At 35.6% G+C, this 15,918-nt stretch carries 14 protein-coding genes; 1 reads left to right on the top strand and 13 read right to left on the bottom strand.

The window, feature by feature from the left end; translation table 11 throughout:
* Positions 1 to 36: 36 nt before the first annotated feature.
* A complete protein-coding gene (gene pgi, locus FHK88_RS01625; protein WP_227429034.1) occupies positions 37 to 1,767 on the bottom strand; it encodes a glucose-6-phosphate isomerase in 1,731 nt (576 codons plus the stop codon).
* Positions 1,768 to 1,801: 34 nt separating this feature from the next.
* The gene (locus FHK88_RS01620) at positions 1,802 to 2,671 is read right to left on the bottom strand and encodes a UTP--glucose-1-phosphate uridylyltransferase (RefSeq protein WP_227429193.1); all 870 of its coding nucleotides are present in this window, start codon (positions 2,669 to 2,671) and stop codon (positions 1,802 to 1,804) included.
* Positions 2,672 to 2,774: 103 nt separating this feature from the next.
* Here FHK88_RS01620 and FHK88_RS01615 point away from each other — a divergent pair, with 103 nt between their 5' ends.
* Positions 2,775 to 3,752 carry a capsular polysaccharide biosynthesis protein gene (locus FHK88_RS01615; RefSeq protein ID WP_227429033.1) on the top strand — a complete coding sequence of 326 codons (978 nt, stop codon included), beginning with the start codon at positions 2,775 to 2,777 and terminating at the stop codon, positions 3,750 to 3,752.
* Here FHK88_RS01615 and FHK88_RS01610 read toward each other — a convergent pair.
* The 11 genes from FHK88_RS01610 to odhB all read right to left on the bottom strand — a co-directional run bounded on the left by FHK88_RS01610 (position 3,744) and on the right by odhB (position 15,834).
* Positions 3,744 to 4,595, bottom strand: a complete 852-nt coding sequence (locus FHK88_RS01610) for a hypothetical protein (protein WP_227429032.1) — start codon at positions 4,593 to 4,595, stop codon at positions 3,744 to 3,746. The two genes, FHK88_RS01615 and FHK88_RS01610, sit on opposite strands and share 9 nt — an antisense overlap.
* The gene (locus FHK88_RS01605) at positions 4,595 to 5,251 is read right to left on the bottom strand and encodes an acyltransferase (RefSeq protein ID WP_227429031.1); all 657 of its coding nucleotides are present in this window, start codon (positions 5,249 to 5,251) and stop codon (positions 4,595 to 4,597) included. Before FHK88_RS01605 ends, FHK88_RS01610 begins: the two co-directional genes overlap by 1 nt.
* A 45-nt stretch (positions 5,252 to 5,296) precedes the next feature.
* Complete coding sequence (locus FHK88_RS01600) at positions 5,297 to 6,595, bottom strand: alpha-2,8-polysialyltransferase family protein (RefSeq protein ID WP_227429030.1); 1,299 nt, start codon at positions 6,593 to 6,595, stop codon at positions 5,297 to 5,299.
* A gap of 8 nt (positions 6,596 to 6,603) precedes the next feature.
* Positions 6,604 to 7,704, bottom strand: a complete 1,101-nt coding sequence (locus tag FHK88_RS01595) for a DUF6716 putative glycosyltransferase (RefSeq protein WP_227429029.1) — start codon at positions 7,702 to 7,704, stop codon at positions 6,604 to 6,606.
* A 3-nt stretch (positions 7,705 to 7,707) separates the two neighbouring features.
* Positions 7,708 to 8,748, bottom strand: coding sequence for an N-acetylneuraminate synthase (gene neuB, locus FHK88_RS01590; protein WP_227429028.1), 1,041 nt, complete (start codon positions 8,746 to 8,748; stop codon positions 7,708 to 7,710).
* Positions 8,745 to 9,428: a cytidylyltransferase domain-containing protein gene (locus FHK88_RS01585; protein WP_227429027.1), complete on the bottom strand. Its 684-nt coding sequence runs from the start codon at positions 9,426 to 9,428 to the stop codon at positions 8,745 to 8,747. The genes neuB and FHK88_RS01585 overlap by 4 nt, the downstream gene beginning before the upstream one ends.
* A gap of 15 nt (positions 9,429 to 9,443) precedes the next feature.
* Positions 9,444 to 10,565, bottom strand: coding sequence for a UDP-N-acetylglucosamine 2-epimerase (gene neuC / locus FHK88_RS01580; protein ID WP_227429026.1), 1,122 nt, complete (start codon positions 10,563 to 10,565; stop codon positions 9,444 to 9,446).
* Between the two features lie 107 nt (positions 10,566 to 10,672).
* On the bottom strand, positions 10,673 to 11,548 hold the full coding sequence (gene sucD / locus FHK88_RS01575; RefSeq protein WP_227429025.1) for a succinate--CoA ligase subunit alpha: 876 nt from the start codon (positions 11,546 to 11,548) through the stop codon (positions 10,673 to 10,675).
* 47 nt (positions 11,549 to 11,595) lie between these two features.
* The gene (sucC, locus tag FHK88_RS01570; RefSeq protein WP_227429024.1) at positions 11,596 to 12,762 is read right to left on the bottom strand and encodes an ADP-forming succinate--CoA ligase subunit beta; all 1,167 of its coding nucleotides are present in this window, start codon (positions 12,760 to 12,762) and stop codon (positions 11,596 to 11,598) included.
* 233 nt (positions 12,763 to 12,995) lie between these two features.
* Positions 12,996 to 14,450, bottom strand: coding sequence for a dihydrolipoyl dehydrogenase (lpdA, locus tag FHK88_RS01565; RefSeq protein WP_227429023.1), 1,455 nt, complete (start codon positions 14,448 to 14,450; stop codon positions 12,996 to 12,998).
* A 151-nt stretch (positions 14,451 to 14,601) separates the two neighbouring features.
* The gene (odhB, locus tag FHK88_RS01560; RefSeq protein ID WP_227429022.1) at positions 14,602 to 15,834 is read right to left on the bottom strand and encodes a 2-oxoglutarate dehydrogenase complex dihydrolipoyllysine-residue succinyltransferase; all 1,233 of its coding nucleotides are present in this window, start codon (positions 15,832 to 15,834) and stop codon (positions 14,602 to 14,604) included.
* Positions 15,835 to 15,918 lie beyond the last annotated feature (84 nt).

Genomic DNA, 15,918 nt, shown 5'->3' with positions numbered 1-15,918 from the left:
AAAACTTAAAATAAATATTGAGTTATCAATACTGTCTTATTTTCGAATAGCAGTAATCTGCTTAATATGTGCTAAAAGAGCATCTGTTGATGCATCAAATGATCGGCAAGATTGGTTAATAGCTGTCTTATTATTTACTAGCTCACTATATACACTATCTGCCATTTTTTTACCCATTTCTACGCCCCATTGGTCAAATGGGTTAATATTCCAAATACTTGCCATAACATAGACTTTGTGTTCATAAAGTGCAATCAATGCACCTAAGCTTCTTGGTGTCAAACTGTCCAATAAAATAGTCGTTGAAGGTTGATTGCCCCGATAACGTTTAAACTTATCTAACTCTGATTTATGAGCTGATACAATCGCCACTTCTGATTTTTCAGTAACAGCTTGATTACCAAATGCTAATACACGACTTTGTGCCAAACAGTTTGCAAGAGATAAGTTATGTTGATGTTGTAATTCAGCAGATTTTTCTTGATGATTTTCAGTTGCTTTATTGGAATAATAGTTATCACCATCAACACAAGCAATAAAGTCACAAGATACTTGCTGTGTGCCTTGATGTAATAATTGGTAAAAGGCATGTTGAGCATTTGAACCAATCTCACCCCACAATATGGGTGAGGTCGAATAATCCACTTGCTCACCATTTATGGTTACTGACTTACCATTACTTTCCATCTCAAGCTGGGTCAAATAACTGGGCAAGTAACGCAAACGACCATCATAAGGCAATACCGTATGGGCATGAATGTTTAAAAATGTACTGTTCCATACCCCAATTAAACCAAGCATGACAGGCAAATTCTGTGAAAAATCAGTAGTAGCAAAATGTTTATCCATTGCATTTGCCCCTGCCAACATCTCACGAAACCCTGACATACCAATACGAATAGCAATCGCTAAACCAATCGCTGACCACATTGAAAATCGACCACCCACCCACTGCCACAATGCCAACTGATTATCAGGATAAATGCCCCACTCACTCATTTTGGATAAATTGGCAGAAATACCAATAAAATGACGACGTAAAATAGACTGACGACTTGCCCCTGTTTTAAGCAACCAAGTTAATGCTGTTTGTGCATTGGATAAGGTATCCACCGTACCAAAGGATTTTGATGAAATAATAAATAATGAAGTTTCAGGATTAAGCTTATCAAGCAAGCTACCCAACTGCTTGCCGTCCATATTAGAAATAAAATGTACTTGTACATCCGTATCTGCAAAACTATCGAGTGCAGTAGCGGCCATTAAAGGACCTAAGTCTGAGCCCCCCACACCAATATTAATTACATCGGTAATTGCCTTACCCGAATACCCACGCCATAGCTTCTCACGAATACGAGTAACCATCTGCTCAGCACGATTTAAACTCTCATGCACAGCTTGTACCACATCTTGCCCGTCAACAGATAGACTTGCTGACTTTGGCAATCGCAAAGCCGTATGCAGTGCCGAACGATTTTCACTGATATTGACCTTTTCCCCTTTAAGCAGTGAGTCAATACGAGCTTTCAGTTGGCAATCTTTTGCTAAATTTAATAATGCTTGATGAACTTCATCATCAATGCACTGTTTGGCATAATCAAAATAGATACCTTGTGATTGAATACAAAATTTATCTATTCTCTTATGCCCTTGATTTGCATCATCAACAAACAACTGTACCAACGACCAATCTTTCTTGGCTAATTGCTCTAATTTCTGCCAGCTTGCTAATGTTTGATGGCTAATAGATTGAAGCTGGGTCATCATTTACCTTATTTTATTCTTATTCCTGCTTTTACTTTTAATCAGCTAACTGCTTTTGAGCAAAATAGATAAATGCCTGCATATAACTGGTCATATCACCTGCATCAAAGCTATTACCCTTCATGGTTGTTACCTGTACACCTTGAGTACTAATCAAGGCATCAATAGCATCGGTAAGCTGTATCTCACCACCAACTGAAGGTTGAATTTTTGCTAAATAATCAAAAATCTCATTACTAAATACATAGCGTCCAACTACAGCTAAATTTGATGGGGCATCAGCCAAAGCAGGCTTTTCTACAAATCCTGATACTGCAAAGCTACGATTACTATCAGATACAATGTTTTGCAAATCATCTTTTGAGCTTAACTTAGCAATACCATATTTATGCACGTCACTGTCTGCTACCTCACTGACCAAAATTTGTGAGCATCTATTTTTAACAAACTCTTGTAGCATAAATGCCAAGTTATCTTGAGCCATATCCGTAGCAAATGGATTTAACACCACATCAGGCAATAATACAGCAAAGTCATGATTACCAATAATAGGACGAGCAGATAATACGGCATGCCCCAGACCTAATGGCTTACCTTGACGTATCATGGATACTGACACATCATCAGGTAACCAATTTAGGCTATCTGCTAATTCATTTTTACCTTTTGCTCGTAATTGGTTATCTAATTCTGCGTTGATATCAAAATAGTTTTCAATGGCTGACTTTTGAGCATGCCCAACAAGTACAATGTGCTTGATACCTGCAGCAATTGCTTCTTCTACAACGTAATGAATGGCAGGACGGTTACCCAGCGGTAATAGCTCTTTAGGTACAGACTTTGATAGTGGTAACATACGCGTACCAAAGCCTGCGACTGGAATAATGGCGTGGGTGATGGGCTGTATGTAGTAAGAAGAGTTTGTCATAGTCTTATTTAACAAATGTAATTTTGGTTTAAAGTTAATAATACTTAGCGTATCATAATGTCATATTTTTTGTGTGACAGTTATGGCAAATTCTAATATCAAATACTATATCTTACCACTGTTTCAAGGCTTACAAATTTACCAGAAAGAACCCAATAAACGCTTAGCATTGGTAGTAGGCATGTTACCATGGAAAGATGTAGTGGCAGATTGGGTATTAGAAGATAAGCATGTACAAATACAGCGCCACTTTAACAAAAAATATTTTTATACCTTATTGCTACCTTTTATTAAATACACTAACCCTGTCATATATATTTGGGGGTATAAAGCACCTGATTTTTTTATTAATTATGTACGCAAACATAATCTAGATATCTTTTTTTTAGAAGATGGCTTTATCCGCTCTGCACCAGTTGCTGACTCTAACACACCGCCTTTATCCATTGTAATGGATTCACAAGCACCTTATTTTGATACAACCAGACCTAATGACTTAACAGATTTAATTGCTAACTTTGACTTTGAACAAACAGGATATGATGAGGATTTAGCACAAGAAATGTTAGATTATTATTTATCACACAGAGTGAGTAAATATAATCACCAACCCTATGTAGATGTCAAACCCATATATGGAAAAAAAACTGGTAAACGTATCTTAATATTGGGACAAGTACCCAATGACGATGCAATAAAATATGGTGGTGGAGAAAATATCACTTTACTTGACGTCACCAAACAGGCAATTAAAGATAACCCCAATGCACAAATCATCGTAAAGCCTCATCCAATGACCCTAGAAGATACAAACCTTCTAGATACTTTACAGTCATTAAATTGCCTGATTTTAGCCCAGCCCATACATTTAGTCGATGCACTAGAGACGATAGATCATGTTTATACCATTACCTCATTAGGTGGGTTTGAGGCATTGCTAAGAGGAAAAAAGGTCACCACATTAGGGCGACCTTTTTATCTATATAATAACAATCAATACATACATAAATTATTCTGCATTATATTCTTAAATTATATTTATACAACAGGTCTATACTAGTCCTAAACCTTTAACATATGTATAATTTTTTAGTTCCCTTTTATTATTCATCGAAAAAAATACAGCTTGACATAACTCTTCAATTGTTGGGGCCTTAATAGAAGAAATAATATTTAAAAGCTCAGTTTCAGTAGATGGTATAGTTACTTTCAAATCCTGATCTTGTTTAGCATTTTTATATATTTTACTTACCATTTGCTTAAGTGCCTCTGGATCCTTTGCCTGTTTCATAAATGGCACAAAAGATCCATGCAAGGGATATTCCAATCCAACCAATCTGATGTTTGTAGCACAAATTCTTTCTGCCTCTTCTTTATCACATAAGTTTAATTTAGGATAAATCACAATGCCTTCTAACGAAGAATTCGCTAATATATTATTAATATCCCCATAATTTTCAGCACATTTTAACATACCTTTATTGTTATTAATCATATTAACTAACTTCTGATATGAGGGGAAATACAGTCTATCATTAAAAGGATATAGTAAAGTCTGAGGGCTAAAAGATAATACAAAAATATTATATCTATTGGATAGCCCTCTATGAAGAAGCTCTCCCCATAACAAGCTTGCCAATCCAGCCTTACTACTTCCAATGACGATAATATTTTTTATATTTAGTGTTTTTATATAACTAATTAATCTCTTACAAGCACTACCTGGATTATATATATAGTAGTTTGGTCGAGAAGTACTAATACATATTTTATGAGCATTCAAATCATTATGGTATAAAAAATAACCATTAGTAGGCGTAAAAGTAATTACCAAGTTTTCACTATCGTGCCTTTTATATACTGACTTATAACAGTTAGGTAAACCAATATTAATTTCTTTCATTATCTGCCTTTATATTTCTCAATATACATTTGTGCATATTTATCATCTTGAATACTATTTAGATGCGCTGATTTAGACCACATTACATTTTCACGGATTCTCCTAGCAGGTCGTCCTCCCCATAGTTCAAATGTACCCGATGATTTAGTAAACAAACTTTCCATAGCTATGATATTACAAGCACCTATCGTAGCACCTTTTAGAACAGTTACATTCTTACCAAACCATATATAGTCTCCAATAATAACATCCGTTGGTCTATTAAGTAATTTACCACTATCCAAACTATAAATACCATGGGTATCTGTAGTACGGATTGTTAAACCTGCTGCAGCCATACAATCGTTTCCTATAAGTACTTTAGCTGACTCAATAACAAACTCTAAACGATCCCCAAAGCTACTTCTTTCACCTATCTCAAGCTTCGAAAAGCTTGCCATAGAAATTGCACCTCCCAGAAACCATGTCCCTCTTTTAATAGTTACATGATTATTATCACCACGTATAATCAAACGAAAATTCGTGAATGAACATCTTGATTCGATATATACTGTATTATTATTCCCTAAAATTTGAATAGATGAATTTTTTGACTGGTGATTCATCTTATTAACTTTAATGATATTAAAGTTTCCTTTATCAACTACTTTAATCATAATTAGCCCTTACTATTATTGAACTAATGAATTATAGAAATAAATCTATCTAAATTCTATGTTTTCAAATATTCTTATAATTTCTAGATGTTGTTTAATAACATCTATACCTTTTTGGTTCTCTTTATTATTTGGCAACATCTTTATAAGTTCATTTGCAATAGATATTGATTTAGTATTAGGTGAGATCAAAGAACCGTAAACTAATGTAGTTGAAGTCAATCCTATTAACTGACTTAATTTACTTATTTTAACCACTGACTCAATCAAAAACTGACTATCTTCTATTACTATAAACTTACCATTAGAAGCAAATTCTAAGTATTTAAAAGCATCATATACTTTTTTACTCTCTTTAGGGTGTAACTTAATAAAAACTTTCTGATCCTCTCTCGTGATACGCATCAAAATAGACCCAACTGTTTTAGAGTACTGCTCAGGATCCAAATGATATCTTTGACTAACATATAAAGTATCTTTTTCTGTTATTCCATATCGTTCAATGACTTTTTTAGCATCTTCTATAGCATGCTCATGGGTTACTTCATGTATTAAAAAATAGTCTACATCTTGAACTCCAAAACTATCCCTAATAAGTTCAGGGTAACTTGCATATACCTTATCAAAACCTTTAAATGGTTGGAGAGATGCTTTTAGATGCTTAGTACCTACTAGTTTAATTAAATCTTTTTGAACTTTTTCATCAGTTATCACATCATTAACAAATCTTTTGGTCTGCCCATATAGTTCTTTATTATATTTATAAAACTTAAAAGCTTTTTTAAATACCTGTGTTTGTCCAACTGTCTGCATAAACTTACTCTGTAATAGTGTTGCGTCTAAATATTTTTCTACATCTCTACTTTCTGTGTTATTGCTTAACTTAAGTTTATATGTTGCAGTACCTTCTTCTACTAAAATAACTTTCATATTATTGCTTTTTGCAATTGAAGTTAAAATGGCATAATGACCTTCAAAACTATTTAGATATATAGTTGAAGATTTACAAAATTTAATAAGATTTTTGTATTGCTTCTCTAACTTATATAATTTTATAAAATCCAGTTTATTTACTCCAAAAGGGATTTCCATAAATATAGCTTGTTTAAAACAGCTAGAATACTGATCGTGTACCACCTGTGGCACCACTAAGTTTCTATACGTATAAAGTACAACTAGACTATTATTTTTTATATTCTTTAACTGAATTAATGCCTCCATTTGTTTTAGCTGCCCTAAATGGGTTAAAACAAATAAGTTATCAGTTTTATTAATTCTATGTTTCCCATCCTGTTCATAAAAGATAGCATTATTTTTAATAAGTCTTATATTCTGTTTACTCATAATAAAATTCAACTTATATATTCTAGTGATTTCTGTATAACCTTAATATGCTTTTCTCTTAGGATAGAAAAATTCATTTTTGGATATAGAATTATTAACTTAATGAGCATAATTCTAATTGCTAATATCCCTCTCTGTCTAGTAGATAGAGATTTTTTTTTCTTCATAATACATTTTAAATCTACTATTCTTCTTGGTAGAGATACTCTATAGTCATACCAGTATAAACATAAATCTTGTGTATTATTTAAATATAGCTTCAAACTATTAAGCTCTAAATTACTACCTTTATAGAACTCTTGAGAAAAATTATCTAATAAATTTTTGTTTATTATATAGCTATTTACTCCATACACAAGACCTTCAATAAGTGCAGAAGACGATATACTTAAAAAGCAAGAAGCAGATACTATCGTCTTTTTGTCTAACTCATCCAGTATATGCACATTATCAAGCTGACTAATATTTTCTCTTAATTCTATGAAAAATAAATCTTTAGTATTATCCCTAATCTTATACTTAAATAGTACATTAGGATTCGCCACAACTAACTCCATTATAGTTTTAGCTAACTCTCTCCTTTTTTTTACTGTATTTAATATTTCAGTTTGTTCAAATAAAATAGCTACATTTTTTTTCTCAGCAAGTTGTTTTTGCCTTTTCAAGTCTAAATCTAACCAACTCATTCCATATAAAATTGAATTATTTGGTACTCTAAATATCTTACATATTTTTTTGTATAATAGATAGTCAGCTTTTGAGTTTAGCCATACTTGATCAGCATTCAGACGGCTAATAAAAGCATCTAACTGATAATGGCTTACTATTCCAGGAAACAAAGAAATAACTCTAACATTTGTATCTGAAAGATACTTTATAACTATATTAAGTAAGTAGCCCCCTAAACAAGCTATAACAAAATCATATTTATATAGTATACTTAAATCATGATTATTAATATAAATTGCATTAGGCATACTATCAGAACTAAAGTCTGTATTAATACCTATAAAATCTGCCTTACAGTTATATTGCTTACAGACTCTCAAAGCTGTCGCATGAACAGCTTTGAAATGAGAGTCTCGTTGAAAAAGAAAAGCAATTTTCAATGCTTAACTCACCTGAGTTTTCTTTAATTGTTCACCTTTCTTAATATCAGTTTTGGCTACTTTACCAATCAATGAGTCATATTCATCAACTAGAAAATCTCCAGTACCAGGACGTCTAACCCATAAGTTATCTTCAGTAAGTTCTTCGCCTTCTTGAATATCTTTATAAGCCACGACAGAAGCAAAGGCGAAATCTATGGTGACTTTCTCCTCATCTACTGCTCCTTTACTACCACCTCTAGCCTTAGCGATAGCTCTACTACCTTTAATGAGGTCACTCATCGCATCAGGATCCATAGAGCAGTTAATATCTGGACCAGCTCGGTCATAACTGTCTGTAAAGTGACGCTCTAATATACTCGCTCCTAATGCTACTGCACCTAAACAAGCATAATTATCAACACAATGATCTGATAGGCCTACTACAGCATTTGGAAATGCTTGTTCTAACTCTTCCATACCACCTAGCCGCACTAACTCATAGGGTGTTGGATACACATTTGTACAATGTAATAAAGCATAAGGAACACCTGCTTCTTCTAAAATATCTACTGATTTTTGTATACTGGCAATGCTATTCATGCCTGTAGATAAGATAATTGGCTTGCCAAATGAAGCTACCAGCTTAATCAACGGATAGTTATTACACTCTCCTGAACCTATTTTATAAGCTTCTACACCCATTCTCTCAAGCCTATAAGCGGCTTCTCTAGAAAATGGCGTGCTGATAAACATCATACCTTTAGACTCCACATATTCTTTTAAGGCTATCTCATCTTCTTCATTAAGAGCACAACGTTCCATAATCTCATATATAGATACATCTGCATTTCCAGGAATAACTGATTTTGCTTCATCAGACATTTCATCTTCTACTACGTGCGTCTGGTGCTTAACCATTTCTGCACCTGCTCTATGAGCAGCATCTACCATCTCTTTAGCAACTTCTAGAGAACCTTCATGATTGATTCCAATTTCCGCAATTACTAAAGGAGCAAAATCATAACCGATATTTCTACTCCCGATTTTAAAGCTTGGCTTCATAGCTTCTTTCCTTTAATCAATAAGTTAGCTTTTTCTAAATCTGTATAATTATCAATATCTATGGACTCTTCTTCTGTCATTTCTATAAACTTCTGTGGCTCACAGAAAAAAGAATTTCCTTCCAATAATTGTTTAAATGAAATAATATATACAGCCCCATTCACACGCAATGCCTTAGGTAATTTTTGTCTAGGTGACTCAAGATCAGACAAATAATGACTTGGAATATAACTACCATCTTCCATTTGAATCACTGCTTTATATGGGTGATGTTCACATAAAGTAGTTGATATCACAGACCCTTGAGAGTGGTTATCTTCATAAGCTCTAATGCATTCTTCGATATGCGACGACTCCCGCAGTGGGCTTGTTGGTTGTAGTAATACACATATTTCATTGTTAAACCCCATATCTGAATATAGTTCCTCTAACACATCAATAGTTTTAGCATGATCTGATGATGTCTTTGCTTGTCGTCTATGAATTTCTGCACCAAACTTTAAAGCTTCTTCCTCAATAGCTTGAGAGTCTGTAGATACAATTACTCTAGAAATGAACTCTACATCTTTCGCACTCAAAATAGCTCTGGCAACTAAAGACTTATCTCCAACTAACTGTAAATTCTTATTTCTGATACCCTTTGAGCCACCACGAGCTGGTATAACTGCAATGTATTTCATTATAACTTCCTTGATTTACTGTAAATCAACAAATACTTTTTGAACAGGTATACTCCAAAAGTTTTCATTATTAATATGCGTAGAAAATAAATCTGTACTATTACCTTCTCCAAACCATGTTGACTTATCAAACTCTGTTACATTTATTGCTTCAATTGCTCTAGTAATAGCACTCTCTGTATAATCACAATCAATTACCGACTTACCCCTAAAGCGAGCATTTTGTCGGGTTCCTATATTTATACTAGGCAATCCATAAAATGGAGCCTCCCTCACACCTGCACTTGAATTACCAATAATAAACTCTGAATTTTTCAACAAAACAAGAAATGATTCAAAGTTAATTGATGGATACATTTTAAAGTTCATATGACTTTCATATTTTTGAATCACATCCAAAATCATACGGCTACCTGAATCATTATTAGGATATATGACAATAAAGTTTTTCTTTGAAGACTCTAAAGCTTTAAACAAATTAGTAGTAAACTGATATATATCTTTTTCTTCACTGGTCACAGGATGAAACATGACAATAGCATATGAATCGAAACCTATATCATAATAATCTTTTACTTGATTGAGAGAAGGAAGTTGGGCGGAGTGCATAATATCTAGATCAGGTGAACCTATTATAAATATTGACTGCTCATTTTCGCCCATTTGCATAAGCCTTTGTTTTGCCTCAATATTTGCGACCATATGGATATGTGATAACTTAGTAATTGAGTGTCTAATTGAATCGTCAATTGTACCTGACAACTCTCCACCCTCAATATGACAAACATGAAGGTGGTTCAATGCTCCTACCGTTGCACCAGCTAATGCTTCAATTCTATCTCCATGGACAACTATCATATCTGGAGATATAGAATTCACTAATCGAGAAACTATACTAATAGTATTTGAAAGTACTGAACACATAGGTTCATTAACATGTTGATTAGAGATCAAATATGTATTCTTATATTGCTGTTTTTTTACTTCTTTAAAAGTGGAACCATAAAGTTTCATCATATGCATACCAGTTACCAGAACATGTAACTCAAAATCCTTTGAACTTTCCACCACATTCATTAAACTTTTTATTTTTCCAAAATCTGCTCTAGTACCTGTAATAAATAATACTTTCTTCATACTTTTAATCACTATAGTAACAAAAACACCCCATTATAGGGGTGTTTTTGTTACATTATCAAGTAAATACATAAAAAATATCTAATAGTTAATACACTATAAAGTCATTACCAACCAGTAACTTCTTTTAGTTTTTCACCAATCTTAGATGGGTCACGAGTATAGGCAATACCAGCATCCTCAAAGGCTTTAAACTTCTCTTCAGCAGTACCTTTGCCACCAGAGATAATTGCACCCGCATGTCCCATACGCTTACCTTTAGGTGCAGTTACACCAGCGATATAACCAACTACAGGTTTAGTTACATGCTCTTTAATATAAGCCGCTGCTTCTTCTTCAGCCGTACCACCGATTTCACCGATTAAGATAATCGCTTCAGTTTGTGGGTCTTCTTGGAACAATTTTAGACAGTCGATTTGATTCATGCCTGGGATTGGGTCACCACCAATACCAATACAAGTAGATTGACCAAAACCAAGCTTAGTAGTTTGTGCTACTGCTTCATAGGTCAATGTACCAGAGCGTGAGATGATACCCACTTTACCTTGCTGGTGGATATGACCTGGCATGATACCAATTTTACATTCACCTGGCGTGATAACACCTGGACAGTTTGGTCCAACCATTTTCACATCGCCGGCTTCTTCGATGTAACGTTTAGCTTTTAGCATATCTAGTGTTGGTACACCTTCAGTGATAACAACGATAAGCTTCACACCAGCATCAACTGCCTCGATGATAGAATCCAATACAAAAGGTGCTGGTACATAGATAACAGAAGCGTCTGCTTGTGTTGCTTCCATGGCTTCTGCCATGGTATTAAATACAGGAAGACCTAAGTGTGTTTGACCACCTTTACCAGGAGTTACACCGCCCACAACTTTTGTACCATATTCGATGGCTTGTTCAGAGTGAAAAGTACCATTTTTACCAGTAAAACCTTGTACTAAGACTTTGGTATCTTTATTAATTAATACGCTCATTTATAAATCCTTAAATTTTTGTCTGTGTTTTTTGCTCTGATATAAGTTTATGCTTTCACTGCATCAACGATTTTTTGGGCAGCATCTGATAAACCTTGAGCAGAAATCAATTTTAGTCCTGATTCTTCTAGTAACTGTGCACCTTTCTCAGCATTATTACCTTCTAAACGTACTACTACAGGCACTTGTACATCGACTTCTTTAACAGCAGCAATAATTGCTTCAGCGATCATGTCACAACGAACAATACCACCAAAGATGTTAATTAAAACACCTTCAACACTGCTATCTTCTAAGATGATTTTAAATGCTTCAACGACACGCTCTTTGGTTGCACCACCACCAACGTCTAGGAAGTTTGCAGGCTTACCACCATATAGTTTGATGATATCCATTGTTGCCATAGCAAGACCTGCACCATTTACCATACAACCAATGTTACCTTCTAAAGCAACGTAGTTTAGGTCAAATTCTGATGCTTTAAGCTCACGCTCATTTTCTTGTGAAGTATCACGAAGTGCTGCAATTTTTGGTAGGCGGAACAATGCATTTGAGTCAATACCAATTTTGCCATCAACACATGCCAGTTCACCATTTTCACGTACAGCTAATGGGTTGATTTCAAACAATGCAAAGTCATTTTCTACAAATGCTTTATATGCACCTGTCATTAGTTTAACAAATTGACTAACTTGTTTACCTTCTAAGCCCAGTTTAAATGCAACTTCACGAGCTTGGAAAGGTAGCAACCCAACTAGAGGGTCTACTGTAATTTTAAAGATTTTTTCAGGTGTTTCTTCTGCTACTTTTTCAATCTCTACACCACCTTCAGTTGATGCCATAAAGGTAACACGGCGAGTTGAACGGTCAACCACAGCGCCAAGATACAATTCTGTTTGTACTGGGTACATATCTTCAGCAACTAAAACGAAGTTGACTGGTTGACCATCTGCATCTGTTTGATAAGTAACTAGATTTTTGCCAATTAATTCTTCAGCAATTTCTTTGGCTTCTTCACGAGTTTTAGCGATTTTTACACCACCTGCTTTACCACGGCCACCAGCATGTACCTGCGCTTTAATAACAGCCATATCTGTTGGTGTTTTATCAAAAGCAGCGGCTGCTTCTTCACCGTTGTGAGCGATGATGCCTTTTTGAATTGGCAAACCATAGCTTTCTAATAGTTCTTTTGCTTGATACTCATGTAAATTCATTGATTATGTCCTTAAATTATGCTGATACCAACAGATAAAACTCTGCTCATGATGAACACAGAGTACTTTATATTTTTGGTATTATCATGAATGGAAAATTATGCCCTACGCTACTACCCCATTGGTATGTTCATAGGAGCGCTAGATGAAGTGATAAGGTCGTTTCTGTATATACAACATATCGTACGTTATGATACATCAGATACAACCTTATCAACTAAAGTTATTAAATACTATTTACGTTTTTTGCGTTGAATTGCATGAATAGCACGTCCATCGGCTGATAGTGCAGCCTCATGTACTGCTTCAGAAATAGTTGGGTGTGCAAATGTCATTAATTGCAAGTCTTCAATGCTTGAGACAAATTCCATTGCAATCATACCTTGATGGACAATATCACCTGCACCAACACTGATGGCATGCATACCTAACAATCTGTCAGTTTTTGCATCAGCAACGACTTTAATAAGACCTTGCCCTTCACCTTGAGCCAATGCTCGTCCATTTGCTGCTAGACTAAATGATCCTGTTTTCACATCATAGCCTTGCTCTTTAGCTTGTTGTTCAGTCAAACCCACCCATGCAATTTCTGGATGAGTATAGATAACGTTGATAATCGTATCATAGTTCACTTGTGGTTTTTCACCATGAATACGCTCTACTGCCATCATGCCTTCTTCCATGGCTTTGTGTGCAAGCATAGGTCCACGTACTAAGTCACCAATCGCATAAACGCCATCTAAGTTGGTTTTACATTGCTCGTCTACTTCAACCAAACCACGCTCAGTTAGTGTAATACCACAATCATCAGCTAGTAACTTTTCAGAGTAAGCACGACGACCAACACAGACGATCAATTTGTCAAATGTCTCATCAGATGCTGTACCATCTTTTTCACTGGTAACAACTACTTTGCCATCTTTGACTTCAGCATTGCTTACTTTGGTATTAACTCGGATATCTAAGCCCTGTTTTTTCAATAGTTTGCCAGCTTCTTTTGCAATGTCTTTATCAGCCGCTGCTAAAAACTCAGGTAAAGCTTCATAGACGACTACTTCACTACCTAAACGACGCCATACTGAGCCAAGCTCTAGTCCGATAACACCTGCACCGATAACACCCAAACGTTTTGGTGCTTCACTAAATTCTAGTGCGCCAGTAGAGTCTACGATATATTCGCCATCAGTTTTGGCTACAGGGATTTCAATAGGTACTGACCCTGCCGCTAAAATAACATATTTTGCAGTGATGGTTTGTGCATCAGCACTCTCATCAAGCGGGGTAAACTGAACTTTTTTCTCAGCACCTTTACCATCTAATAAAGTTCCCCAACCTTGTAACCAATCAACACCATTACCTTTAAGTAGTGCAGCCACACCACCTGTTAGCTGTTTTACGATGCCATCTTTACGAGCCAACATTTTGCTAACATCAATATTAACATCACCAGTACTGATACCATGTTCTGCCAACTCATGCTGAGTTGCTTCAAAACGGTGTGAGCTATCTAATAAAGCTTTTGATGGAATACAACCAACATTTAAGCAGGTACCACCCAATGCAGGTTCACCTTTATGCACACGTTTTTCAATACAAGCAACACTCATACCCAGTTGACCTGCTCGGATAGCTGCTTCATAGCCACCTGGTCCACCACCAATTACAACCAAATCATAATTATCTTTCATAATCGTTCCCGTTATTAATAAGAATCATTAACTTTTTTATATTAAAAGGGGATCTTCTGCGTCAATTTCTTAATCAATAAAGATATCAACAAAAAACGCACCCTAATGCAAAAAGCTTGTATCAACAATTGCTGATACAAGCCTGTAAACCTTAAAGGTCAAGTAGAAGCATGGTAGGATCTTCGACCAGCTCTTTGATGGTTACCAAGAATTGTACTGCATCTTTACCATCAATCATACGATGATCATAAGATAGAGCAAGGTACATCATTGGTAGAATCTCAACTTTACCATCCACTGCCATTGGGCGCTCATTGATAGCATGCATACCTAAAATCGCAGTTTGTGGTGGATTTAAAATAGGCGTTGACATTAATGAGCCAAACACACCACCATTAGTAATAGTGAAAGTACCACCAGTCATCTCTTCTAGAGATAGTTTGCCATCACGAGCTTTACCAGCATACTCACGAATACCACCTTCAATATCAGCCATGCTCATACGGTCTGTATCACGTAGTACGGGTACAACCAAACCACGATCAGATGATACTGCAACGCCGACATCATAGTAGCCATGATAGACGATGTCATCGCCATCAATAGACGCATTCACTGCTGGGAAACGTTTTAATGCTTCTGTTGCTGCTTTTACAAATAAAGACATAAAGCCTAGACGTACACCATGACGTTTTTCAAACTGGTCTTTATATTTACTACGCATATCCATTAATGGCTTCATGTTAACTTCATTAAATGTCGTTAACATTGCTGTCTCTTGAGTTGCTGACAATAGACGCTCAGCAACACGCTTCCGCAGACGAGTCATTGGTACACGTTTTTCAGTACGCTCACCCACTGACTCAGCCACTGGGCGACCATTATCACCTTTAATTGAGCTGTCTGCTTTTAATGTTGGGTTAGCCATATCAGCTTTGGTGACTCGACCACCACGACCACTACCTTCTACTTGACTTGGATCAACACCAGATTCTTTTGCTGCTTTACGTACAGCTGGGCTTTGATCTTTATGAGCAGGCTCATTTTGTGCAGGCTGTTGTTTTGGTTCGCCAGCATCTGCACTTTGTTTTTCGGCTTCTACTGGTGCTGCTTCTTGGGCTGGTGCATCTGCACTTGTACTGCCTGTTGCGCCAGCTTCAAACTCACCAATGACTTCATCAGATAAAACAGTATCATCAACTTGTTTCACAATTTTTGTTACCACACCATCATCAGGAGCAACAACTTCTAATACAACTTTATCTGTTTCAATTTCAGCAAGTACATCATCACGATTAACCTGCTCACCTTCACTAACATGCCATTCGACTATCGTACCATCGGCGACAGACTCTGGAAAAACGGGGGCTTTAATCTCAGCCATGGAATTACTCCTTTGATATAAGTTTTATAATAACTAACAATAATAAATAATCACGAACCGATATATCTTAATGCTATTTTTACC

This window comes from Psychrobacter sp. I-STPA6b, from assembly GCF_020662265.1.
In the GTDB taxonomy this organism is placed as follows: Bacteria; Pseudomonadota; Gammaproteobacteria; order Pseudomonadales; family Moraxellaceae; genus Psychrobacter.
Note: the sequence above shows the minus strand (reverse complement) of the source record. Positions and strands in the feature narration are given on the sequence as shown.

Bases quoted from the DNA above. Each gene is read 5' to 3' on its own strand.
- pgi (WP_227429034.1), bottom strand. From the start codon at position 1,767: ATGATGACCCAGCTTCAATCTATTAGCCATCAAACATTAGCAAGCTGG.
- FHK88_RS01615 (WP_227429033.1), top strand. From the start codon at position 2,775: ATGGCAAATTCTAATATCAAATACTATATCTTACCACTGTTTCAAGGC.
- FHK88_RS01610 (WP_227429032.1), bottom strand. From the start codon at position 4,595: ATGAAAGAAATTAATATTGGTTTACCTAACTGTTATAAGTCAGTATAT.
- FHK88_RS01605 (WP_227429031.1), bottom strand. From the start codon at position 5,251: ATGATTAAAGTAGTTGATAAAGGAAACTTTAATATCATTAAAGTTAAT.
- FHK88_RS01600 (WP_227429030.1), bottom strand. From the start codon at position 6,595: ATGAGTAAACAGAATATAAGACTTATTAAAAATAATGCTATCTTTTAT.
- neuB (WP_227429028.1), bottom strand. From the start codon at position 8,748: ATGAAGCCAAGCTTTAAAATCGGGAGTAGAAATATCGGTTATGATTTT.
- FHK88_RS01585 (WP_227429027.1), bottom strand. From the start codon at position 9,428: ATGAAATACATTGCAGTTATACCAGCTCGTGGTGGCTCAAAGGGTATC.
- neuC (WP_227429026.1), bottom strand. From the start codon at position 10,565: ATGAAGAAAGTATTATTTATTACAGGTACTAGAGCAGATTTTGGAAAA.
- sucD (WP_227429025.1), bottom strand. From the start codon at position 11,548: ATGAGCGTATTAATTAATAAAGATACCAAAGTCTTAGTACAAGGTTTT.
- sucC (WP_227429024.1), bottom strand. From the start codon at position 12,762: ATGAATTTACATGAGTATCAAGCAAAAGAACTATTAGAAAGCTATGGT.
- lpdA (WP_227429023.1), bottom strand. From the start codon at position 14,450: ATGAAAGATAATTATGATTTGGTTGTAATTGGTGGTGGACCAGGTGGC.
- odhB (WP_227429022.1), bottom strand. From the start codon at position 15,834: ATGGCTGAGATTAAAGCCCCCGTTTTTCCAGAGTCTGTCGCCGATGGT.